Annotated in this window: 22 protein-coding genes; 3 read left to right on the forward strand and 19 right to left on the reverse strand. The window is 44.9% G+C overall.

Annotated features, from left to right (window positions below):
* Nucleotide 1 precedes the first annotated feature (1 nt).
* From RTR76_RS14890 to RTR76_RS14955, 14 genes are all read right to left on the reverse strand, one after another.
* The gene (locus RTR76_RS14890) at nucleotides 2–1555 is read right to left on the reverse strand and encodes a sensor histidine kinase (protein ID WP_312521997.1); all 1554 of its coding nucleotides are present in this window, start codon (nucleotides 1553–1555) and stop codon (nucleotides 2–4) included.
* A gap of 184 nt (nucleotides 1556–1739) precedes the next feature.
* The gene (locus RTR76_RS14895) at nucleotides 1740–2138 is read right to left on the reverse strand and encodes a cell division protein SepF (RefSeq protein WP_312521998.1); all 399 of its coding nucleotides are present in this window, start codon (nucleotides 2136–2138) and stop codon (nucleotides 1740–1742) included.
* Between the two features lie 209 nt (nucleotides 2139–2347).
* Nucleotides 2348–4165, reverse strand: coding sequence for a translational GTPase TypA (gene typA / locus RTR76_RS14900; RefSeq protein ID WP_312522001.1), 1818 nt, complete (start codon nucleotides 4163–4165; stop codon nucleotides 2348–2350).
* A 142-nt stretch (nucleotides 4166–4307) separates the two neighbouring features.
* Entirely contained in the window at nucleotides 4308–5960 is a 1653-nt protein-coding gene (gene ilvD, locus RTR76_RS14905) for a dihydroxy-acid dehydratase (protein ID WP_312522003.1), read from the reverse strand.
* A gap of 162 nt (nucleotides 5961–6122) precedes the next feature.
* Entirely contained in the window at nucleotides 6123–7730 is a 1608-nt protein-coding gene (locus tag RTR76_RS14910; protein ID WP_312522005.1) for an MBL fold metallo-hydrolase, read from the reverse strand.
* Nucleotides 7731–7897: 167 nt separating this feature from the next.
* Nucleotides 7898–8821, reverse strand: coding sequence for a UDP-N-acetylmuramate dehydrogenase (murB, locus tag RTR76_RS14915; protein ID WP_396145247.1), 924 nt, complete (start codon nucleotides 8819–8821; stop codon nucleotides 7898–7900).
* Nucleotides 8808–9158 carry a YlbF family regulator gene (locus RTR76_RS14920; RefSeq protein ID WP_312522009.1) on the reverse strand — a complete coding sequence of 117 codons (351 nt, stop codon included), beginning with the start codon at nucleotides 9156–9158 and terminating at the stop codon, nucleotides 8808–8810. The genes murB and RTR76_RS14920 overlap by 14 nt, the downstream gene beginning before the upstream one ends.
* 74 nt (nucleotides 9159–9232) lie before the next feature.
* The gene (locus tag RTR76_RS14925; protein ID WP_312522010.1) at nucleotides 9233–10087 is read right to left on the reverse strand and encodes a TIM barrel protein; all 855 of its coding nucleotides are present in this window, start codon (nucleotides 10085–10087) and stop codon (nucleotides 9233–9235) included.
* Between the two features lie 36 nt (nucleotides 10088–10123).
* Nucleotides 10124–10585 carry a tRNA (uridine(34)/cytosine(34)/5-carboxymethylaminomethyluridine(34)-2'-O)-methyltransferase TrmL gene (gene trmL / locus RTR76_RS14930; protein ID WP_312522011.1) on the reverse strand — a complete coding sequence of 154 codons (462 nt, stop codon included), beginning with the start codon at nucleotides 10583–10585 and terminating at the stop codon, nucleotides 10124–10126.
* A 94-nt stretch (nucleotides 10586–10679) separates the two neighbouring features.
* The gene (locus RTR76_RS14935; RefSeq protein ID WP_312522013.1) at nucleotides 10680–11579 is read right to left on the reverse strand and encodes a DMT family transporter; all 900 of its coding nucleotides are present in this window, start codon (nucleotides 11577–11579) and stop codon (nucleotides 10680–10682) included.
* A 115-nt stretch (nucleotides 11580–11694) separates the two neighbouring features.
* Complete coding sequence (locus RTR76_RS14940) at nucleotides 11695–12783, reverse strand: hypothetical protein (protein WP_312522015.1); 1089 nt, start codon at nucleotides 12781–12783, stop codon at nucleotides 11695–11697.
* Nucleotides 12780–13682 (reverse strand): acyl-CoA dehydratase activase-related protein, encoded by a 903-nt coding sequence (locus RTR76_RS14945; RefSeq protein ID WP_312522017.1) that lies wholly within the window; start codon nucleotides 13680–13682, stop codon nucleotides 12780–12782. The genes RTR76_RS14940 and RTR76_RS14945 overlap by 4 nt, the downstream gene beginning before the upstream one ends.
* A gap of 26 nt (nucleotides 13683–13708) precedes the next feature.
* Nucleotides 13709–14674 (reverse strand): acyl-CoA dehydratase activase, encoded by a 966-nt coding sequence (locus RTR76_RS14950; RefSeq protein WP_312522019.1) that lies wholly within the window; start codon nucleotides 14672–14674, stop codon nucleotides 13709–13711.
* Nucleotides 14675–14783: 109 nt separating this feature from the next.
* Nucleotides 14784–15083 carry a hypothetical protein gene (locus RTR76_RS14955; protein ID WP_312522021.1) on the reverse strand — a complete coding sequence of 100 codons (300 nt, stop codon included), beginning with the start codon at nucleotides 15081–15083 and terminating at the stop codon, nucleotides 14784–14786.
* Nucleotides 15084–15369: 286 nt separating this feature from the next.
* Here RTR76_RS14955 and RTR76_RS14960 point away from each other — a divergent pair, with 286 nt between their 5' ends.
* Together RTR76_RS14960 and hydG are read left to right on the forward strand one after the other, a co-directional pair.
* Nucleotides 15370–15648 (forward strand): TM1266 family iron-only hydrogenase system putative regulator, encoded by a 279-nt coding sequence (locus RTR76_RS14960; protein WP_312522023.1) that lies wholly within the window; start codon nucleotides 15370–15372, stop codon nucleotides 15646–15648.
* On the forward strand, nucleotides 15645–17072 hold the full coding sequence (gene hydG, locus RTR76_RS14965) for a [FeFe] hydrogenase H-cluster radical SAM maturase HydG (protein ID WP_312522025.1): 1428 nt from the start codon (nucleotides 15645–15647) through the stop codon (nucleotides 17070–17072). Before RTR76_RS14960 ends, hydG begins: the two co-directional genes overlap by 4 nt.
* A gap of 57 nt (nucleotides 17073–17129) precedes the next feature.
* Here hydG and RTR76_RS14970 read toward each other — a convergent pair whose 3' ends face one another.
* The gene (locus RTR76_RS14970) at nucleotides 17130–18353 is read right to left on the reverse strand and encodes an MFS transporter (RefSeq protein WP_312522026.1); all 1224 of its coding nucleotides are present in this window, start codon (nucleotides 18351–18353) and stop codon (nucleotides 17130–17132) included.
* Between RTR76_RS14970 and RTR76_RS14975 the strand changes: the two genes are divergently transcribed.
* Nucleotides 18334–19953 carry a GDSL-type esterase/lipase family protein gene (locus RTR76_RS14975; RefSeq protein WP_312522027.1) on the forward strand — a complete coding sequence of 540 codons (1620 nt, stop codon included), beginning with the start codon at nucleotides 18334–18336 and terminating at the stop codon, nucleotides 19951–19953. The two genes, RTR76_RS14970 and RTR76_RS14975, sit on opposite strands and share 20 nt — an antisense overlap.
* Nucleotides 19954–20170: 217 nt before the next feature.
* Here the strand turns inward: RTR76_RS14975 and RTR76_RS14980 are convergent, their stop codons facing one another.
* The 4 genes from RTR76_RS14980 to moaA all read right to left on the reverse strand — a co-directional run bounded on the left by RTR76_RS14980 (nucleotide 20171) and on the right by moaA (nucleotide 22665).
* Nucleotides 20171–20659, reverse strand: coding sequence for a MogA/MoaB family molybdenum cofactor biosynthesis protein (locus tag RTR76_RS14980; protein WP_312522030.1), 489 nt, complete (start codon nucleotides 20657–20659; stop codon nucleotides 20171–20173).
* A complete protein-coding gene (locus tag RTR76_RS14985; RefSeq protein ID WP_312522031.1) occupies nucleotides 20652–21092 on the reverse strand; it encodes an MOSC domain-containing protein in 441 nt (146 codons plus the stop codon). The genes RTR76_RS14980 and RTR76_RS14985 overlap by 8 nt, the downstream gene beginning before the upstream one ends.
* A complete protein-coding gene (gene moaC / locus RTR76_RS14990) occupies nucleotides 21089–21574 on the reverse strand; it encodes a cyclic pyranopterin monophosphate synthase MoaC (RefSeq protein ID WP_312522032.1) in 486 nt (161 codons plus the stop codon). Before moaC ends, RTR76_RS14985 begins: the two co-directional genes overlap by 4 nt.
* 104 nt (nucleotides 21575–21678) lie before the next feature.
* On the reverse strand, nucleotides 21679–22665 hold the full coding sequence (gene moaA / locus RTR76_RS14995) for a GTP 3',8-cyclase MoaA (protein ID WP_312522034.1): 987 nt from the start codon (nucleotides 22663–22665) through the stop codon (nucleotides 21679–21681).
* Between the last annotated feature and the right edge of the window lie 20 nt (nucleotides 22666–22685).

Here is a 22685-nt window from a genome sequence, read left to right on the forward strand (position 1 = left end):
ATTACCATCCTTGACTATACGGTATTGTGACCGCAAATTGGACCCCGCCCAGAGGCAAATTGCTTTGCACAATTGAACCTCCTATTAACTGCAGTTTTTCCGAAACTAATGCGAGCCCTAGTCCTCCGCCATCAGGTTTTGTGGTTACGCCCATTTGAAAAATTGTTGCTGCCACATCTTTATCTATCCATGGTCCTGAGTTCTGCACTAGGATGGTAAGCTCTGCCACATCCTGTAGAATACTGACGTAAATGAGTTTTTCTTCTGTATTTGCTAATGCTTCGATTGCATTCTGCAGTAAATTGCCCAGCACCAATACGATATCGCCGCTTGTCACATGAATGGGCAGCTCCTCTAAATAGCTTTCTGCATCAATGGAGAACTCAATGCCCTTCTCACGCATTACACTGGCTTTTCCCAATAACAAACCAAATATAACGGAATCACGTATCCGGCCGTTCAGCTGATTGAATAACCCTTGCCTGCTGATATTGCCATCTGTCGCAAAGCGAATAGCCTCGTCATATTGTCCAAGCTGAATAAGCCCGCTGATAGTATGCATTTTATTTTTAAATTCGTGTGTTTGCGCTCGTAAAATATCAACAAAACTATGAACTCCGGTGAGGGCCTCTGCCATACGATTCACTTCTGTCCGGTCTCTGAATGTAATAACTGCCCCGCTTACTTTCTGATCAACAATTATCGGCACGCTATTTGCTAAAATAATCGTATTGCCAACATAGTGCTCCTCATCATAAATAGCGCTACCGCTCCTAATGACTTCGTTAAGCCCGCTGCGGGGAATCAGATCATCAACCTGCTTGCCAATGACAGCCTGCTCCTCAATGCCTAAAACCTTGGCGGCCTCATTATTCACCAGCCGGATTCGCCCCTCAACATCAACTGCCACCACACCCTCACGGATCGCCTCCAGTGTAGCGGTTCTTTCCTTTAGTATTGTTGCTATTTCATAAGGTTCCAATCCAAATATGGCTTTTTTTACATTACCAGAAAGATATACGGCACCGGCTACACTGAACATTAGTCCCACGAACAGGGCAAAGAGTATTTGCTTAAAGCTTTCCATAAAGGTTTCGTTGATGTCTTTTAAGTAATAACCAACAGAAACAAAGCCGATTTGCAGTCCCGTATCGGGGTGAAAAATAGGTACATTAGCCCTCAATGAAGGCTCCAGACTCCCCTTACCGATATAAACATATTCGTTCCCCTGTAAAACAGGATCACGATATAAATTAGCCATCGGTGTTCCTATTTTTTCAGGTATGGGATACGAAAACCGAATTGCCTCCATATTACTGATTACAATAAAAGCCGCATCTGTTGCGACACGCCAGCGTTCAGCAAATGGCTGCAGAGTCTCAGACGGATTATCCGATAGCAGTGCCTGCTGCACATGAGGTACCCGAGCGACAACCTGGGCAATGGACATTGCTTTATCGGCAGTGCTGCTTTGAACATTCATACTTACATTTTGCGCTATTAATAAACCTGCGGTAATCAACACTAAAAAAACCATAATAACACTATGCAGCATAATTTTATGCTGTAGTTTAATTGTCGATAATGTAAACAGTTTACTTCACCTCAAAAACGTGATTCGACAAAAAAGCAAAAACATCCTGCACTTTTTTCTCTAGCATTCCCGATAGCATAAGAGACCATGAACCGTTTCCGGTTCATGGTCTCTCTTTATTCTCAATCGTCTGTCTGCTGATTTATTATCCTTTTTTCTTTACGTAGGTAGGTATGGATACAGCAAACAACTGCTTTTCAATTTGTGCATATTGAGGAAGATACATATAGATATTGTCTGAAATACGTTCTGCACTGCCATCAATTACAAAGGCCACACCACTCAGAAAATCGTGAATTCCTTGCAAAAGCTGCTGATCAACGTATTCATAATTGACCAAAACAGCCATATTATTCTTTAAGCAATCGGCCAAGAGGCGGACTTCATCTTCATTGCGTGGCGTAGCGATAAAAATCTTCAGCGCTGTAGGCACATGCACGCGCAACTGAGCTTTCCGTTCACGGATATTAACCTGCTCAAAATCAGCAGCACCTTCTACAGGCATTAGAAAATTAGTTAGTTTATCAATCAAACCATAGGCCATAAACTCGCCTCCACACAAACAAATTCACCATTATTTGGCAAATATTCGACAGACAATGAAATTTACCTTCCATATTTTTTAGTTCTTACAGATATTTTGCTAAAAAAAATAAAAAACGTGCAGCCCAGACAAGTTTGTACAAAGAATTTACTAAAAAACAAGGCAAGCTTCCGGCGAATCGCCAGGCTTGCCTTGTTTGAAAAAGAAAATTAACCTACACTGTTGTTCTTCCGTTCCCGGGCACGCAGATTTCTATCTAAAATCGCCTTCCGTAAACGAATACTCTTCGGTGTTACTTCAACCAGCTCATCATCGTTGATCCATTCCAACGCCTGTTCAAGACTGAGTATTCTGGGAGGAGTCAGGCGAACCGCCTCATCGGCCGAGCTGGAGCGCATGTTAGTAACATGCTTCTTCTTGCAAGGATTAACATCCATATCCAGTTCCCGTGCATTTTCGCCCACTACCATGCCGGCATACACTGACTGAACAGGAGAAATAAAGATCACACCGCGATCTTGTACGCTGTTAATTCCATAAGCCGTAGTTTCTCCATCTTCAAAAGCTACTAAAGCTCCCCGTGTACGTCCGGGAATATCGCCTTTAAACGGTGCATAACCATGGAAAACATGATGCATGATACCGTTGCCTTTTGTATTCGTTAAGAACTCAGAACGGAAACCGATCAGACCGCGGGCAGGAACAACAAACTCCATCCGCAAGTAGCCAGCAAGTTCTATCATATTGATCAGTTCAGCCCGACGGGTTCCCAATGATTCCATAACTGCGCCCATAAATTCCTGAGGCACGTCAATGGTCAGTAATTCCAATGGCTCGCATTTCTTGCCATTAATCTCACGATTAATAACTTTAGGTTTGCCTACTTGGAATTCATAGCCTTCCCGGCGCATTGTTTCAATCAATATTGCCAAGTGCAATTCACCGCGGCCCGCTACTTCAAAGGAATCCGCACTATCCGTTTCGGTAACGCTCATGCTGACATTTGTCTGCACTTCACGGAACAGACGGTCCCGTAAATGACGGGAGGTAACGAATTGACCTTCCCTGCCGGCAAAAGGACTGTTATTTACACTAAAAATCATTGACAAGGTTGGTTCATCAATATTAATTGCCGGTAATGCCTCAGGCCGTTCCGGATCAGCAATGGTATCGCCGATATTCACATCGTTCAGGCCGATGATTGCTACAATATCACCGAAAGCGGCTTCCTTCGCTTCTACCCGTTTTAAGCCTTCATACGTATACAGTCGGCCTATCCGCACCTTGGTTTCAGTAGCTCCATTGAGTACAGCAACCATTTGGCCACTGCTTACCGACCCCCGCATGATACGTCCGATAGCAACGCGGCCTACATACTCATCATAGTCCAGCGTGGTAACCATAATTTGCAATGGCCCGTCTATGTCCCCGTGAGGAGCAGGAATTGAATCGATCAACAATTTAAATAATGGCTCCAAGTTGGTACTTTCATCATCCATTTTCAGTTTTGCGATGCCATCGCGGGCAGCTGCCAAAACTACCGGGAAATCAAGCTGATCATCATTGGCTTCCAGCTCCATGAACAACTCTAAAACCTCATCATAAACATCATCCACCCGTTGATCAGGGCGGTCAATTTTATTAATGACTACAATTGCTTTTAGGTTTTGCTCGAGAGCCTTGCGTAGTACATATTTGGTTTGCGGCATAGGCCCTTCAAATGCATCTACCAGCAATAGTACTCCGTCAACCATATTGAGTACCCGTTCTACTTCACCGCCAAAGTCAGCATGTCCCGGTGTATCAACAATGTTGATTTTAACGCCGTTATGCATGACTGCCGTGTTCTTGGACAGAATGGTAATTCCCCGTTCACGCTCCAAATCATTGGAGTCCATAACCCGTTCTGCTACATGTTCGTTTGCACGGAAAACATTACTTTGTCTGAGCATGGCATCAACCAATGTTGTTTTGCCATGGTCAACGTGAGCAATAATTGCGACATTACGTAAATCGTTGCGTTTCACTAGCTACCTCCTGAAATAAACCCTACTTACTGAAGTTAAAAAGGATGCTGACAGAAGCATCCCTTTTAGTGTCAATACAAATGACTATATTATACTACTTGACGGCTGTCAATGCACAAAAGAAAATTTATTCTTATGCGATTTATTTCAACACCGCTCCGGTACTGCCAGATGTGACCAGTTTGGCATAACGGGCTAAATAGCCGGTAGTTACTTTAGGGGCAGGTTTTACCCATTCTCTCCGGCGTTTTTCCATTTCACTTTCATCAATTTTTACTGCCAGCTTACGGTTGGGAATATCAATTGTAATCATATCGTTATCTTGTATCAGACCGATCGGCCCGCCTTCGGCAGCTTCAGGCGATATATGTCCAATACAGGCTCCCTGCGTAGCACCGCTGAAACGCCCGTCTGTAAGCAGAGCTACCCGGAGTCCCATTCCAGTAATGACAGCTGTAGGATTCAGCATTTCTTTCATACCGGGACCGCCTTTAGGTCCTTCATAACGGATAACAACAACATCACCGTCATGAATTTTTTTGCCGATAATGGCCTCAATGGCCGCCTCTTCAGAATCAAATATTTTAGCCGGTCCTTCAAACATAAGCATGTTTTCGGCAACTGCACTTTCTTTGACTACAGCACCATCTGGAGCCAAATTGCCCATCAGAATGGCAATTCCACCGCGAGTACGATACGGTGCTTCTACCGTTTTAATAACATCGGATCTGGTGATAGCAGCAGCTTCCAGTCGATCACCAATTGTACCCGTAATTGTTAATGCATCTGTATGAATAATTCCCGTCTTCGTCAGCTCTTTCATTACTGCTGCAATGCCACCGGCTTCATTAAGATCTTGGATATGGTGGCTGCCACCGGGACTCATCTTCGTGATATACGGGGTTTTAGCACTCATGCTTTCAAAAAGCGAAAGCGGCAGCTCAATGCCAGCTTCATAGGCAATCGCAGTTAAATGAAGTACCGTATTGGACGAACCGCCGACGGCCATATCTACTGCAATGGCGTTCTCGAAGCTTTTAAGCGTTAAAATATCACGCGGCTTGCGATCATTCTGGACAAGCTCAACTGCGGTTGCTCCGGCTTTCTTGGCCAGCATACGTCTTGCACCGGTATGCGCTGCAGGTATCGTGCCATTGCCCGGCAGAGCCATCCCCAGCACTTCTACCAGACAGTTCATCGTATTCGCCGTAAACAGACCGGCACAGGAACCACAACCGGGACAGGCCGACTTTTCCATAGAGTCCAGCTCAGCAGCAGTAATTTTTCCCGCCTCATACAATCCTGCCGCCTCAAACATTGTACTGACGCTAATATCCCTGCCATTATGCCGCCCGGCAAGCATGGGACCGCCACTCATAACGACAGCGGGAATATTGAGCCGTGCTGCCGCCATCAGCATTCCGGGAACAATTTTATCGCAATTAGGAATAAGCACCAGCCCATCAAAGCCGTGGCCGATTGCCATAGCTTCAATCGAATCGGCAATGAGCTCTCGGCTGGGCAGGGGATATTTCATCCCATCATGTCCCATCGCTATTCCGTCGCAAATACCAATCGCCGGAAATTCCACCGCCATACCACCAGCAGCTGAAATTCCTGATTTAACTGCTTCTGCCACATCGCGAAGATGCATATGTCCGGGGATAATTTCATTAAATGCGTTAACAACCCCAATCATCGGTTTCTGTAATTCTTCAGGGGTATACCCCATGGCATAAAACAAAGACCGATGGGCAGCCCGTGTCGAGCCTTTTTTAACAATGTCACTGCGCATGACAGATCACCTCTTTGTTAAGTAGTATATATAATATTAGTCTCCTATTCGCGCATTCCTGCCTGATCAGACTAACTCTCATAAAATATATTGTAAACTTGTAAACCAGACGGAATAAATCCGTCTGGTTTACAAGTTTTACAGCTATGATAGTATTAGTATTTACAAGTCGCCCAGATTTTTCTTAATAAATGAGGAAATTTTATCAATACGCCGCAGAATATCATTTGATTTGGCTGCGTCGCCGGTTACCAACTGCTCCAACCGTTGTCTGTATCCGGTATATTCCGCCTCCAGCTGTGCCAAAGAATCACGAAGCTGCTGTACCGATGGCTCTACTGTAACAATCTGCGATTTTTCTACTTGCCATTGTCTGCCATCGATCAAAGCACTATCACCAAAATGCGGAATATAAGTAGCTAATCCTAGTTGTGCTTCAATGCGCTCAGCAAATGGGCCGGACATTTCTGGCTCACCGTGCACCAAAAATACATTCGCCGGTTTACCGCTGAACCGGGAAAGCCATTCGAGTAAATAACTCCGGTCGCCATGAGCCGAAAATCCATCTAAATTAATTACTTTTGCTTTAACCGTAATATCTTCACCCATGATTTTTACTTTCTTAGCACCTTCCGTCAGACGCCGTCCGAGACTGCCTTCTGCCTGATAGCCTACAAGCAATACACTGGAATCAGTCCGCCATAAGTTATGCTTTAAATGATGCAGTATCCGCCCGGCATCAGCCATGCCGCTGGCAGAGATAATAATAACGGATTCCTTCATTGTATTAATCAGCTTCGATTCAGCAGCCGTGCGGGTAAATGTAAGCTGAGGCATAAGCAGCGGGTTTTCCTTATCATCATATACCAGGCTGTAAGCTTCTTCATCATACACTTGCGTATTGTGCATAAAAATATCAGTCGCCGAAATAGCCAAAGGACTATCAATAATCACCGGTATATCGGGTATTTTACCGGCTTTAAACAGCTTGCGCAGATAATACAGGATTGTCTGGGTACGTCCTACGGCAAAGGCCGGTATAACAATGTTGCCACCCCGGTCTACCGTATCATTAATAATCTCAGCCAATGTTTCCTCACGGTCAAAGGGCTCATGATCACGGTTGCCATAAGTAGATTCTATCACCACATAATCTGCATCTTCGATAAAAGTAGGATCTTTAATAATCGGCTGACCAGGCTGACCGACATCTCCCGAAAATACCAGTTTTGTCGTTTTCCCCTCTTCCGTTACCCACACTTCAACCATAGCGGAACCAAGAATGTGTCCGGCGTCCCGAAATTTAATCACTATCTCAGGCGTAATAGAGAGTTCCTGATCGTATTGGTGCGGAGCAAACTGTTTCAGGCAGGCATACGCATCCTCTACCGTATATAAAGGAGTTACAACCTTTTTACCGGCTCTTTTCCCCTTACGATTGGCTATTTCTGCATCAAATTCCTGAATATGCGCGCTATCAGGCAGCATAATCCCACAAAGATCTGCAGTTACTTTAGTTGCATGAATGGAGCCTTTAAACCCTTCTTTACATAGTCGGGGTAATAAGCCGCTATGATCAATATGGGCATGTGTTAAAACAACACAATCCAGCTCTGCCGGATTATACATAAATTCACGGGTATTAAATGCGCGAATAGCTTTCGATCCCTGAAACATACCACAATCAATTAAAATCTTACGGTCATTTACTTCAAGTAAATAAGAAGAGCCCGTAACAATCATGGCTGCGCCCAAAAACGTTAACTGCATATCTAATTCGCTCCTTTCGCCTTAACTATCTAATTAATTCGACAATTCCTTTAAAATTACCTGCAATAAAATAAGATTGCCTGTATTCCCAGCGCCTGCAGCAACCTCAGCATTCTCAGCCGCTGCAAATCCAGTGGAAATAAGACAACCTTATAAAATGACAAATTTTATTCGCCTATGACACGCACTTCCGGGTGTAAGTCTACGCCAAATTTTTCGTGAACCCGGTGTTGTACTTCTTTTATTAAAGAAAGTACATCATTGGCAGTGGCGTTGCCGGCATTAACAATAAAACCGGCATGCTTTTCCGAAACCTGGGCACCGCCGATTTTTAACCCCTTCAAACCGGTCTGTTCAATTAACGTACCAGCAAAGTAACCGGGCGGTCGTTTAAAAGTACTGCCGGCACTGGGCATTTCCAGCGGCTGTTTACTTTCCCGTTTAGCGGTTAAATCAATCATTTTACGGCCGATTTCATTTCTTTGTCCGGGGATTAGCGACAATTCTATTTCACAGATAATACAGCCGTTATCCTGAAAGACGCTGTGACGATACGTAAAATGAATTTTTTCACTGGAGAATCGCCGAATGTTTCCATCAGGGCAAACGGCAGTCACAGCACTGACAACACTGCTGATTTCACCGTCATACGCACCGGCATTCATGAAAACAGCTCCACCAATACTGCCTGGGATACCGATGGCAAACTCCAAGCCTGTCAGTTGCTGCTTTAATGCATATTCCGATACATCGGCTAATGTAGCCCCCGCACCAGCAATAATAGTAGAACCTTGGTGGCGGATATAGCCCATGTGTTCATCAAATTTAAGAACAACCCCGCGAATCCCTTTATCTCTTACTAACACATTAGAGCCGTTGCCTAAAATAGTTACAGCCATGTTACAAGTAATAGCTGCTTCAAGTACCGCTGCAGCTTCCGGTGCAGAAGCAGGCTGAATTAAGAAATCGGCAGGACCGCCAATCTTAAACGTAGTGTGCCGCGACATTGGCTCATCAATATGCAACCGTTCCCCGGGAACAATTGACTGTACTTTAGTAAAGAAATCTTGTTCATACTCAGTCTTTTGCAAAAATATCCATTCCTTCGGCGATTGAATCGCCAAGAATTTTGTACACATCAGCCATCACCCGCTGAAACCGCATATGGGCCTGTAAAAAATCACGAGCTGCCGGATTAAAAGAAATAAGCTCAGCCATTTTTTGCAGTTGCGCCATTTTCTCTTTGTCTTCTCCCTTACCGGCCATTCTTTCATATTCTATTTCCATCTGGCGTGCTAAAAAATCTTTAATCATTTTTTTAGCGGGACCGTCACTGTCAATTGCTTTTTTTACAGTAAGAAATTGCTGATATTCACTGCTGCTCTGCAATGCTCGTGCTAACTCATGAGCTTTATCATAGCTATTCATAAGACCCTCCATATTACACCATATATAGTATGCTTTCCCTAAGAATTTCATTCTTAGGGCTTCTATTGTCTCGCCTACTTCAACAATCGCTGGTAGAATTCCTGCATTATTTTGGCATCAGCCGCCTGCGTACCTGCCGACTCACAAATAATGCGCGGTGTATAGCCGCGCTCGGCAATCAATTCCAGTAGCGGCTCATGGGGCGGCCCGTAAGGATCCTGAAAGGTCCAATGACGTTTTTCTCCTGCTTTTGTATATTCAATACGGCTGAAATGAATATGCAATTTACTGGCAGACTCTAAACCAAGCACTTCCCCAATCCGGTCAAATACAGCCGCATATTCAGACTTTGCTGTGTACCCACCGCAGGTAACCGCATGCATATGCCCAAAGTCAACCGCTGGCCTAACTTGGCGGGACATCTTACAAAGTTCCAAAACCTCTTCCAACTTACTGCCAAGCTGATTTTGCTTACCCATCGTTTCAGGTGCCAGGTCAATATCATTCAAGCCCCGTTTTTCAGCTTCCTCCAGTACAACAGCAAATAATGTTTTCGCTCTCTCCATTGCTTTTTCTCTATTCATCTTGCCTGGCCCGCCAATATGAAAAATAACGCGGTCAGCTCCCATCCAGCGGGCCACTTCCAAGGACTGCAAAAAATGCTTAATCGTATTAGCAGCTGTAGTTTCATCTTCTGTGGCAAGGCTAATATAGTAGGGGCCATGAATGCTTAAACTGATTTTATTATCCGCTGCATTTTGTCCGATCAGGCGAGCCGTATCTTCCCGTACTCTAGCGCCCCGGCTGCACTGATACTCATAAGCATTCAAACCTAAGTCTGAAAGCCATGCCGGCAGCTGAGCCGAGGCTTTATAACCGGCCGCATAAAAAGCATCTGAGTTGCCGGCTGTACCAAATTCTGCGAACATAGCATCACCTGAATTCATAAATATTGTCGGTTACCATTACCTGAGGCCAGCGAATTGCAGCTGCCGCAGCCCCTCGTACGCTACTATGGAAGCAGCATTGGATAAATTTAATGAGCGCGCATCTTCCACCATCGGTATACGAATGCAATTATTCCGGTTAGTGTCAAGTATCCACTCTGGCAATCCCGCTGTCTCTTTGCCAAATACGAGCATGTCTCCAGGCTGGTATTGTACATCGGTGTGCAAACGGGCCGCTTTAGTTGTATTGAAATAAAAACTATGATCTTGATAAAGCTCCATTACTTGCTGAAAATTATCATGGTAATGTATTTTTACCAAATGCCAGTAATCCAATCCGGCTCTTTTTAAATAGCGGTCATCAACAGAAAATCCTAAGGGCTTAACCAAGTGCAGCTCACACCCCGTAGCTGCACAAAGCCTTGATATGTTGCCCGTATTTCCCGGGATCTCCGGTTCGACCAGCACAATATGTAACATGTTCGATCACCTCGTACGATATGTATTATACAATTTTTTCTAAAAATATCTTAGCTGTACCATGCAGCAAACAGCTGATAACACGAACTTGCTGCTAAGCAGCATTCTTATTTTCCTCGGGTTCTTTACTTTCAGTCTGAATCAGCAAGACTGCTGCCAGCACGAAACTCCCTCCCACTATTTGCAATAGCCCCATATTTTCCCCTAAGGCAGCATAAGCAACTGCCGCCGCTATTGCAGGTTCCAAACAAGCAATAATTCCGACACTGGTGGGTGATAGAAAACGCATGCCGGTAAAATAAAGCAAGAAGGGTAATACCGTTGAAAAAACGGCTACGTACCAAAACATATACCAATGCTCAACCGTTATACTGCCTGGCTCCCATAAGCCTGGCAGCAATATCCACCACATCAATGCACCGAAGCCAAAAGAATAAGCAGCTGCTGTCAGCGGATGGTAATTGCGTACAGCCCGCCGGCCGTATATCGTACAAAAAGCCATAAAAAATGCTGACCCTACTCCACTTATTATACCCATCCAGCTCAATCCTGCAACTTCCCCGGAATTAAGTAAAATAAAGAGTCCGCCCAACATAGCCAGTAATACTGCCCCTGTCCGGCGGAGTGTAAGTTTCTCTTTTTCCCATAGGACAGCATATGCAGCCATCAGAATTGGCGACATATATTGAAGAAAAACTGCGGTCGCCACGTTTGTAAGGCTAATAGTAAAGAAATAAGAGAATTGCATAAAAGCCATTCCTCCCATTCCTAATACAGCAAAATAAGGAATATCCCTGCGGCTGATCACTAACAAATGCCGGTTATAACAAGCTATCCCCGCTGTAAGTAATAAAAAAGACAGCGTTAAGCGTATCTTCACTAGTAGAAACGGACTTACTGCCTGATTGAACAGGAATTTAGCGACTGAGCCTCCTACCCCCCACAGAAATGCAGCAGCAACTACAGCAGCAAACCCGATTGATTCCTTGCGCAATGATTTCCCTCCTCCATGTACCGTATACAAAGTTCCACAGAAAAGATGAAAATCCTACCCTTTCACATAACAATATACTCAGGGAGATTATGCACAAAAAATGCAAGTTATTGGCTTATCCAATAACTTGCGGTTTTCTGCTGCGGCGGTAATGTAATAAATCAATAAAAGCTTCGAGACGGGTAACAATCCCGGCATCTCCTGACTGCTCATCAAATGCAAGCGTAAGTACTGGTAAATCAGCATCTTTACTGACTTGATGCAAAATATTCTTTGCAACTACCTCCGGCATACAGGTAAAGGGATATACTTGAATTACCCCATCAAAATGTTCCTGCGCCTTTTGAAGCGAATAGGCAACACTTTTTAAGCCATGACCTCCGACATAATGGCCTAAGTATGGCTTGGCCAATTTATCAAGATGAAGAAACTGTTTCCGATAGTCGGCACTATGATAAAGATGCCCTTTTACATAATCGCTCAAATACATGGATTTATGTACTTCAACCCCCAGGTCTCCAAGCCTTCGCTCTAAGTCCTGATTAATAAAAGGTTCAAGCATAACATAAATTTCACCTACCAATCCGATCTTCAAAGGGTTTCTTTCTCTTGCGATTGCAATCCCATCTAATGCCGCTGTTATCGCCGGCCAAATCAACTTAAGTTCCGCTTCCCCTGCAGCCTGAGAGATCGCCATTATCCCTTCTTTTCTGGCAATGTCGACACTTCCGGCTTGATATTCAACCGGACGCAATTCTGCCGAACGCCGTTCTAAATCGTCGAGCAGCTGAAGTTTTCTTCCGGCAAACTGAAAAGCCCGGTATACTTGCAGCCAGCTCTTGCCACTGGACAAACGGCGTACCGTACGTACAACATCACCAAGCTGTGGTTCTATTACGATCATTTCGAAGCGATAGCCTAATCGACTAAGAATTTCCCTTTGCACTTCGGCATAATAGCCTAGGCGGCAAGGTCCTTTACCACCACAGCTGATTAATGTATCAGCACCTTGTTCTAACGCTTCAATAAAATTACCCAGCATAATTTTAAAAGGCAGGCAGACTGTTTCTGGCGAGTATCTCGCTCCCAGCTCCAAGGTTCGCTTTGAAATCGGCGGCGGCACACAAACGGACTGACCAAGCTCTTTAAGCAGCGTCTCTAAAACAATATGCATATTCCCCATATGAGGAAATGATACGATCATTGCTTCCACCGCCTTTCCAGCATATCTGTATAAGCCTCCAGCCTGGTGACAAAGCCGGCTTCTGCCGTATGCTCGTCAACCGACAGAATCATGCAGGGAATGTTGCGTTTTTGTGCCTGCTGGCTGAGTAATTCTCCAATTAGCGCATCCGGTCCACAGGAAAAGCAAGTAAAGAAAATCAGGCCATTAACCGGTCTTATATCCGTCATTAAAGCCATAGCTGCACCCGCTAGATGATGGCTGCCTGACCAGAATATTTTTTTACCGAGCAGGCGGGCAGCAAAATCTGCCTGCCGGGGGCTTACCGCCTCCGGAGTTATGACCTCAATAGCGGCTCTCCTTAATCTGTCAACAACATTCATGCTTACCTGCCTGTCATGAAGAATATAGGGATGACCAATAACGGCAACTCTGAGTCCATTGCTTGTCCCAATTGTAACGAAATCCTGCCGCGGCTTCAGCCACATTTTTCCCCAGGCAGCAAGACTGGCAAAAGAGCTTTTCCCCATTGCTTTGCCCACTGCCAGCACTGTCTCCATCAACCGATACCGGTTTTGGCGTAAGTTGATTTCGCTGTCAATCAGTGGCGGAAGTTTGGCGTTAGCCCTCAATAAGTCAGGCATACCGATTATTTTGGGACATGTGTATTGCCCTTTAGCAAGACTTACCACACGAGGCGCAAACAGAAAATCCACTTGTTCCTTCAGGGCGCAGGCATGCCCGAAAAAAACCTTCGCAGGCAGACAAACCTCATCCAGACAACTGCCGCAATCCAGCGTTTGTCGAGTCGTTGCTCCAGAATGAATTACCTCTGCACCCAACTGGCGAAAAAATTCTTCCCATACCCACCCGTACTGATAAAATAATAAGCCTTGCGGCATTCCTACACGGATTGACAAAAGCATCACCTCTTAAGGAATTCATTTTATGCAACGGTAACAGTACTGGACCATTTGCCGCAGCGATCCCCCCAGCAGCCGATTGCCTGTCCATTCATTTGAATTTTAACAATTTCGCATAAATTTGCACAGCCACTGCATTCAAAACTACTGGGATTATAGCTGAAGTCAGCAACTTCAAAACCACGAAACAAGCTCCTTTTCTGACTTTTACTAACTGCTTCTTGAGCCAGTAACGCAGCACCTACTGCCCCCATAACATTAAAATAAGGCGGTACGATCACCTTTTGGCCAAGCGCCTCTTCGAAGGAGCGGTGCATCCCTTTATTAGCTGCCACGCCACCTTGGAAAAGAATAGGCCCCTGAAGTTGTTTGCCTTTGCCAAGATTATTTAGATAGTTGCGTACCAGTGCCTGGCACAGTCCATTTAAAATGTCCGGTAAACAATGACCGGCTTGTTGCTTGTGTATCATATCTGATTCGGCAAATACAGCACACCGTCCGGCGATTCTTACCGGTGACCGGGACTGCAGCGCGATATCGCCAAACTCTTCAATCGGAACATTCAGCCGGGCCGCCTGTTGATCCAGGAAGGAGCCTGTCCCGGCAGCACAAACCGTATTCATGGCAAAATCAGTAACAATTCCATCACGCATAATAATCATCTTAGAATCTTGCCCACCGATTTCCAGCACCGTTTGAACCTGCGGGACAATATACAGCGCCGCCACTGCGTGAGCGGTAATTTCATTTTTTATACTGTCAGCCCCTACCACTATGCCGATAAGCTCCCGTCCGCTGCCGGTTGTTCCCACGCCCAAAACTTCAAGTGGCTGATGAGCTTCCCGAATGCGGTTTAACCCCTTTTGAACAGCTTCTACCGGTTTTCCCTGAGTCCGTATGTATAGCGTGTCCAGTACAGTGCCTTCATTGGTAAGAACAGCAATATTTGTACTTACAGAGCCCACATCAAGGCCTAAATAAACGCGCACAGCATGTCCTCCCTTCTTTTTGCTTTATTGGACAAAAATAGTATTTCCCAGAACTAACCATTTTAACTGACAAACCTCCTTTTTTCAGGAGATTTGCCAGTTAAAAAAATCATTTTTTGGCTTGCTGCTCTCCTGCAGCCCCATCAGTTGACGATTTACTGGTAAGATCAATCCCTTTCGAACTATACTTACTATTGAAATACTTGTTAAAAATTTGAGTGGTCGCTCCGCCGCCGCCTGTAATAAATGCAAAAGTATCATAATGTCCCCATTGCTGATTATTCCACATCAAATAAAATGAGGCTGCCAAAAAGGCAATAAATGAAATTATGCTAAAGAACCGCGTCAGACTGGGGATGCCATTTTCATATGTCATCGCAGTTAAAAAGTTACAAAGGCAGTTCCACATACGATTTTTCCCCTCCTTTAAAGCACGCAAAAGCGCACTTACTATAGTTTATTAGTCATACAATTACTCGGGCACACATTTTTCTGTAAATAATCATTGGCAGTTTTTGCCCGTAAGCTTATAATATAAGTATCTGACAAAAGGCGATACCAATTGTCTTCTGAAGGATAATACCAGTCGTACATCTCAATGCAAGGGCAATACCTGCGCACAGGAGGCACATAAACACCCACGCCTTCTTTTGGTTATGCCCAAAAGAAGGTTATTTTTGTAAAGGAGGTACAGTATGATGACCAAACGAATCGGAGTAATTGGCATTGTCATTGATGAGCCGAAGCTTATTTCAGATAAAGTCAATACACTGCTCAGTCAATACGGTTCCATGATTATTGGCCGTATGGGTATTCCCCGGCACGATGAGAATGTCGGTGTGATTGCTCTCATCATTGAAGGTACCACCGACGATGTGGGTGCGTTTACCGGCAAATTAGGCAATCTGCCCGGTGTCACTGTCAAATCTGCCCTGACTGCCAGAAAGGCGACTGAACAGGGGGAATATAAATGATAAACGAAAACCAACGGACTACTGACGCCTTTATTGATCACGAACGAATTACCACTCTTTTATCAGCTGCTAAAACTGCTTCCCATGATAGCACTTACGTCAGGCAAATTCTTGCTAAAGCAGCTAAATGTAAAGGCTTATCTGCCGATGAAGTCGCTGTTTTGCTTGAAATTGATCAGCCTGATCTTCTTGAAGAAATGTTATCCTGTGCATCCCAGGTAAAAAAAGCCATCTATGGCAGCCGGATTGTCCTTTTCGCACCCCTGTATGTTTCTAGTTACTGCGTCAATAACTGCACGTATTGCGGGTATCGCGCCGGTAACCAGGAGCAGCTTCGCAGACGTTTAACACTTGATGAGATCAAGGAAGAAGTGGAAATCCTCGAATCATTAGGTCATAAGCGCTTAGTTGTTGAAGCCGGTGAAGACCCCGTTAACTGTCCGACCAGCTACGTAGTAGACTGTATCCGCCAAATATACAGTATCAAAGATGGTAACGGCAGCATTCGCAGAGTGAATGTAAACATTGCCGCAACAACAGTTGAAGAATACCGCATGCTAAAAGATGTGGAAATTGGTACGTATATTCTATTTCAGGAAACCTATCACAGGCCAACTTATCAAGCTATGCATCCTACCGGTCCTAAAATTGATTATAACTGGCACACCACCGCGATGGACCGCGCTATGCAGGCTGGAATTGATGATGTTGGCATTGGTGTACTGTATGGCTTATATGATTATAAATACGAAACAGTTGCTATGTGTTTACATGCCGAGCATCTGGAAACAACCCAGGGTGTAGGGCCTCATACGATATCTGTCCCCCGTCTGCGTCCTGCCAGCGGTATGGATGTAAGTCAATATCCTTATTTAGTCTCTGATGGGGACTTTAAGAAAATTATTGCCGTTATTCGCTTGGCAGTTCCCTACACCGGCATGATTCTCTCAACACGGGAAGATCCTGAATTTCGTGATGAGCTAATCACTTATGGTATAACGCAGATTAGTGCCGGTTCCTGTACAGGTGTAGGCGGATATCATGATTCCTTGCAGGAAACAGAGCACCCCGCTCTGGGAATGCAATTCGAGCCAAGTGACAGTCGTTCGCCTAATGAGGTGATTCGTATGCTTTGCAATAAAGGTTATGTGCCTAGTTACTGTACGGCCTGTTACCGGCAGGGGCGTACCGGTGACCGGTTTATGAGTCTGGTAAAAAGCGGCGAACTGCACAATGTTTGCCTGCCAAATGCCATTCTAACCTTTAAAGAATATTTAATTGACTATGCTGACGAGGAAACGAAAAAAGCTGGTGAACAAACATTGTTAACCAGCCTGGCAGGAATTCCGCAGGAGGATATCCGCAAACAAACCAGCGAGCGTTTGAAGCAGATTGAGTGCGGTATCCGTGATATGTTTTTTTAGTTCACTTTTTATGATAAAATAAAGGTCAGTGGGGCAACGCATGTCCCCACTGACCTTTTATCTTTGACAAGCTCCCTGGTCCGCTTCTTTTCTCTTGATTTTTGGAACGAGCCAATAAATATATAAGATACTGTATAGTACAGTATATCCACCTGCCGCAATAAATGCGCTACGGTAACCAAGCTCTGCCGATACGGCTCCCAAACCAATTGCGCCTATCGCAACTCCGCCGTCAACGGCCATGGAAAAAAAGCCAAATGCCGTTCCACGGTTAGCAGGCTGTACTGCCGTTGTAATCATGGTTGCCAGTGTAGGGAATGCTAGGCCATAGCCAATACCAATACTTGCCCCTGCTACCATCAGCACCCACCAATAACCACCTAAACTGGTGATAAACATGGATACTCCCATAATGAGCAGAATATGAAATGCCAAGCGTTCCGGCGAAAGCAGGATACAGAGTTTGCCTACCCACAACCGTGAAGCAACTACCGATAGGGAATATGCAATATAAAACAGGCTAAATTCTGTGACTCCATTACTAACCATAAAAAGCGGTAAGAAGGTCATAATGGCGGCGTAACAAAGATTTACTGCCAATAAGCTGATTGTTGATACATATACACCCGGCTCTGTAATGACCTCTCCCAATGGCAGCGACTGACTATTTCTAGTCCTGATTTTCAGACGCGGTGCTTTTGGGAAAAACAGCAGCGAGAAAAGCGTAGCTGCCGCACCTGCAGCAACCACTAAGCCAAATCCACTCGTATTATATAACCATCCGGCCAAACTGGCGGCAATACCTACCCCGATCATCGTAAAGAGAGTATAGACCGCCACTGCTTCAACCGTATTTTTTTCATCATGCATTAACGTTGCCATGGTTAACGCTGCCGCACTATAACCTGATATACCAATGCCATGAAGCAATCTTGACACTGATGCTGCAAATAACGAAGTAGAAAAGTAATAACTGCCGATTGCTCCTATGGATAGTATAATTCCAGCCGTAATCATTGGTGTACTGCCATAGCGGTCGACAGCTTTTCCACCGATAATTCTAAATACGATTGCTCCCAAAGAAAAAATACCAATTGCCAGACCGACTTGATGGTCATCCATACCTAAGCTGTGGTAATATATTGGCAGAACAGGCAAAAAGAAATTAACACTCATCCAAAAAAACATATTGGAAAACAAAAGACCAATAAATTCTCTAGTATACATTTCACGATTTCCGATAATTGCAGGTAGGTGTTGCATGAAACGAAAAATTTTCACTTTGATTTTCATCCTTTCAGCGGCTGCTATTTACGGCCTGGAAGCAACTGATTTTGGTTTTGCCGGATATAAGCCGCACCTTGAAGCAAAGCAAGTAGCAAATGAATATGTTTTGACCTGGCCCCGCTTATCCTATTTATCTTACTATGAAATTGAAGTACTCAGCTGCTTTCCTGAAAATGATACAAAAGCAGCCTCTCCCTCCCAGCGGATAACCAAATATCGAACCTGGTCAAATCAATGGACGGTTAATCAGAGTTTTCCCTACCGAACTTATTGGCGTGTGTCAGCGCAGGGATTGTTTGCCCATCCACTTGGCCGTTATTCGGAAAGTCTTAGCCTTACGGAAGTAACCGGTAGTACGGCAGAGGATTTCCTTCATATTAAACCACAGGCAACTTCTCATTATCCACCTTACAGTCCCGCACCGGCACGACCAATGTTGACCTGGACCTCCGTTGCAGGAGCAGTATATTATGAGATTGAAATGTTATCCCGCCCCCCGGAGAATCCCAATGATATTTTACCTTCCCAGCAACGAGTTTTCTCTTCACGCGAAGTTTTCACGAATGGCTACAATGCAGACTTTTCTACTTTGCAGGCAGATAATTTGCTATGGCGCGTCCGGGCGCTTGACTATCACGGAAATCCCATCGGAGTTTTTTCTGATGCCTCTCAAATCAGCATTAATCCGGCTTTAGAGCAGGTATTAAAACCAGTAATCACAGCATCATTAAATGAAAAAGGCACCGCCCAGCTGCTCTATCCCGTATATTCGTGGATTCCCATTAGTGGCGCAGTGGATTACGAGGTGGAGCTGCTTAGCCAGCCTCCGGAAAACCCGAATGGAGTTGAACCATCTGCGTACCGGATTTGGAGCAAGCAGGTTGTAGGCTTTGACTGCTACGATGACCTTCCGCGGAATAACCCTGGCATATATTACTGGCGCGTCCTGGGTCTGGACAAGCAGGGCAACCCTGTTGGCGTCTATTCTGATGCAGTACCCTTTACAGTAGATGTATCAAAAGGTCACTATGCAGCAACGTTTGGTGACAGTATCACACACGGTGGAGGTGCTGTATCCTATTCACCTGCTGACTGGGAGTACAGCTTCCAAACATATTTAAACTTTCCCGTTGTCAATCTGGGAAAAAGCGGCGACACTTCCGAAACGATGGCCGCTCGCTTTGACCATGATGTTTTGCCGTACAAACCCCGTTTCTTGCTGATTATGGGCGGCACTAACAGTCTGCGAGGCGGTACTCCTGCAGCTGACGTCATCCACGATCTAACCGTTATCAGAGATAAATGTCTGGCCAATGGCATTCGCCCTATACTTATGACACTTCCCCCGATAAATCCTTCCGCTATTGATCGGGTCTTTCAGGAAGAAACGATGCCAAACTGGCAGGAAGAATTTGCCACAGTCAATCACTTTATCCGTCAGCAGCGCTATTTTATTGATTTAAATCCCTATTTTACCAATAGCGATGGTGAACTGCCTGACTACTATGCAATTGACGGCCTTCATCCCGATATTGAAGGCAAGAAACTAATGGCCCAACTTATCAATGCCCACTGGTCACGAGTGACACGTTAAAAAAAATCAGGCCTCTTTGAGGCCTAGGGCGTGTCTTCAAACTAGCGGAAGGGTCAACGGCGAGTGATTTTTGTGCCAGACAAGGCAATTTTTTGCAGGAATAATGGGCCTTATTTCAAAAAAAATTAACGAAGTATGGTGCAAAAAGCACCGTCAGTGGACGTTTTGATAGTTTGAAAACACGCCCTGAAATCTGCAGGCCCAGAAGGGCCTTTTTTTATGAGCGGGCACATTCGGAGGCTTCACCTTTTAATATAGCCAAGCCGTGCTCCAATGCCGGTAAAACTACTTCTAAACATTCCTGAACCCCTTTGGGACTGCCGGGGAGATTAATAATTAAGGTACGTCCCCTTGTTCCTGCCACTGCTCTTGAGAGCATCGCCCGATTTGTTTTTTCCATAGATTTAGCCCGCATAGCTTCCGCAATTCCCGGTACTTGCCGGTCTACAACCGCCAGCGTTGCCTCAGGAGTAACATCGCGTGGACCAAGTCCGGTCCCGCCTGTAGTCAGGATTAGATCTACTTCCAAATTGTCGGCCATTTCTACCATTTCCCGGCTAAGTGCTTCCAGTTCATCAGGTACAATAACATAATGCTTGATGTCTCCTAGACCAGAGAGCATGGCCGCAATCGTTTTTCCGCTGATATCCTCGCGTTCTCCTTTTGCACCTTTGTCGCTGGCAGTAATAATTCCGATATTAAACACGTTCAATCACCTCAATATAGTCGCCAACTGACAGGTTTCCGCCTTCTACTACAATAGTAAAAATACCTTCCTTCGGCATAACGCAGTCGCCAGCCTGATAATAAATTGCACAGCGAGTATGACATTCTTTACCGATTTGGCTTACCTCCAGCAAGGTCTCTCCTGCCTTCAGCCTCGTACCTATTGGCAGCGAACACAGATCGATGCCTTTCGTTGTGACATTTTCAGCAAAATCGCCTGGATTAACGTTTAATCCCTTTGCCCGCATTTTTTCAATACTTTCTAAGGCAAGCAAGCTGACTTGGCGATGCTGAAAGCCGGCATGCGCATCGCCCTCTAAGCCCAAGCCAACAAGCAATTTGGCAGAACCAATATTTTTTTTGCGTTCGCCTTTATTAGCACTGGTACAGACGGCAACAATTGTCCCTTTCATGGACCAACTTCCTCTCTTTTATAATTTCCGCTTTTTCCTCCTGATTTGGCAACGAGGCTTATATATTCGATTACCATTGCCTTATCAACTGCTTTACACATATCATAAATTGTTAAGGCCGCAACTGATACAGCCGTAAGAGCTTCCATTTCCACGCCTGTTTTCCCTGTCGTTTTAACGGTAGCACGTATATCGACACAGCTCTTATCTTCACATATAGTTAGCTCTAGATTAACACTTGACAACAACAAAGGATGACACATTGGAATTAAATCCCCTGTTTTTTTTGCCCCCATAATTCCGGCAATCTGGGCTACTCCCAAAACATCGCCTTTGCCCATTTCCCCTTGTTTAATGAGTTCGAGCGTATCTGGTTTCATGACAATTCGCCCTTCAGCGATTGCCTGACGGTGAGTATCCTGCTTAATCGTTACATCTACCATATGAGCTTTACCAGACTGATTAAAATGTGTTAGTTCCATACCGTCGTCCTTTCACACTTTTTAGCTATATTCTCTAACAGGTAAACAATTCCTTCCTGTAAAAACCTGGAGAAAATCCGGCTAAGAAATTACCCGTACTGCCTTTAACCACCGATTTGAGACATCTTGCGTTTAAAACCATGATCATCACCCGTTAATTTATGCTCACCGGGTTTCTGTCCAATCACTTGTGAAAAAAGCCTTACTAATTCTGTATCTGTGGCTCCGTTCCTTAATGGAGTCTTAATATCCAGTTCTTGATTTGACAGCAGGCAAGGCCGGAATTTCCCGTCTGCAGTCAGGCGAATACGGTTGCAGCTACCGCAAAAATGCTCGGATATAGGCGTAATAAAACCAAAACAGCCTTTGGCCTTTGCAACGCGATAATATTTTGCCGGACCATTTCCTTTCCCGTTAGAAGCCACAGGATCAAGTATGTTAGCGGTGTATTTTTCCAGCAGCTCTTTTACAGTCTGTACTGACATTCCGGGACCGACACCACCATGGCCGATGGGCATATACTCAATAAAACGTATCGCTACCGGCTGCGCTATGACTAACTCACTAAAATAAGCGATATCCGCTTCTGTTACAGCCTCACTTAGTACTACATTGAGCTTTACAGGGGTCAAGCCTGCCTGTAAGGCACTTTCAATTCCTTTAAGCGTATCTGACAATTGACCACAATTACCGGTTATAAAGTGAAACCTTTCAGGGTTAATTGTGTCCAGACTAATATTAACCCGGTCTAACCCCGCTGCCTTGAGATGTTCAGCTAGAGGCGCTAGTAAACTGCCGTTAGTCGTCAAGGATAAATCGTCAATTGAGCCTAATGACTTAACAGCCCGGACAAAATCAACAATCCCCTTGCGCACTAGTGGTTCGCCACCTGTAATACGAACTTTTCTTATTCCCTCCCGCGTCAGTACTGCGATAATACGCACCAGTTCTTCATAGGTCAATATATCGGAATGTTTCAACAATTCCAGTCCTTCTGGCGGCATACAATAGACACAGCGAAAATTACAGCGATCAGTAACGGAAACACGTAAATAATCTATGGACCGGTTGTATGTGTCGTGCAACTCCATCACCCTTTAACATAAAATAT

Source organism: Anaerospora sp. (genome assembly GCF_032013335.1).
GTDB lineage: Bacteria > Bacillota > Negativicutes > Sporomusales > DSM-15969 > Anaerospora.

Coding starts and splice junctions, on each gene's coding strand:
- RTR76_RS14890 (WP_312521997.1), bottom strand. CDS start 1,555: ATGCTGCATAGTGTTATTATGGTTTTTTTAGTGTTGATTACCGCAGGT.
- RTR76_RS14895 (WP_312521998.1), bottom strand. CDS start 2,138: ATGGCCTATGGTTTGATTGATAAACTAACTAATTTTCTAATGCCTGTA.
- ilvD (WP_312522003.1), bottom strand. CDS start 5,960: ATGCGCAGTGACATTGTTAAAAAAGGCTCGACACGGGCTGCCCATCGG.
- RTR76_RS14910 (WP_312522005.1), bottom strand. CDS start 7,730: ATGCAGTTAACGTTTTTGGGCGCAGCCATGATTGTTACGGGCTCTTCT.
- RTR76_RS14920 (WP_312522009.1), bottom strand. CDS start 9,158: ATGAATAGCTATGATAAAGCTCATGAGTTAGCACGAGCATTGCAGAGC.
- RTR76_RS14925 (WP_312522010.1), bottom strand. CDS start 10,087: ATGTTCGCAGAATTTGGTACAGCCGGCAACTCAGATGCTTTTTATGCG.
- trmL (WP_312522011.1), bottom strand. CDS start 10,585: ATGTTACATATTGTGCTGGTCGAACCGGAGATCCCGGGAAATACGGGC.
- RTR76_RS14940 (WP_312522015.1), bottom strand. CDS start 12,783: ATGATCGTATCATTTCCTCATATGGGGAATATGCATATTGTTTTAGAG.
- RTR76_RS14955 (WP_312522021.1), bottom strand. CDS start 15,083: ATGTGGAACTGCCTTTGTAACTTTTTAACTGCGATGACATATGAAAAT.
- RTR76_RS14960 (WP_312522023.1), top strand. CDS start 15,370: ATGATGACCAAACGAATCGGAGTAATTGGCATTGTCATTGATGAGCCG.
- hydG (WP_312522025.1), top strand. CDS start 15,645: ATGATAAACGAAAACCAACGGACTACTGACGCCTTTATTGATCACGAA.
- RTR76_RS14975 (WP_312522027.1), top strand. CDS start 18,334: ATGAAACGAAAAATTTTCACTTTGATTTTCATCCTTTCAGCGGCTGCT.
- RTR76_RS14985 (WP_312522031.1), bottom strand. CDS start 21,092: ATGAAAGGGACAATTGTTGCCGTCTGTACCAGTGCTAATAAAGGCGAA.
- moaC (WP_312522032.1), bottom strand. CDS start 21,574: ATGGAACTAACACATTTTAATCAGTCTGGTAAAGCTCATATGGTAGAT.
- moaA (WP_312522034.1), bottom strand. CDS start 22,665: ATGGAGTTGCACGACACATACAACCGGTCCATAGATTATTTACGTGTT.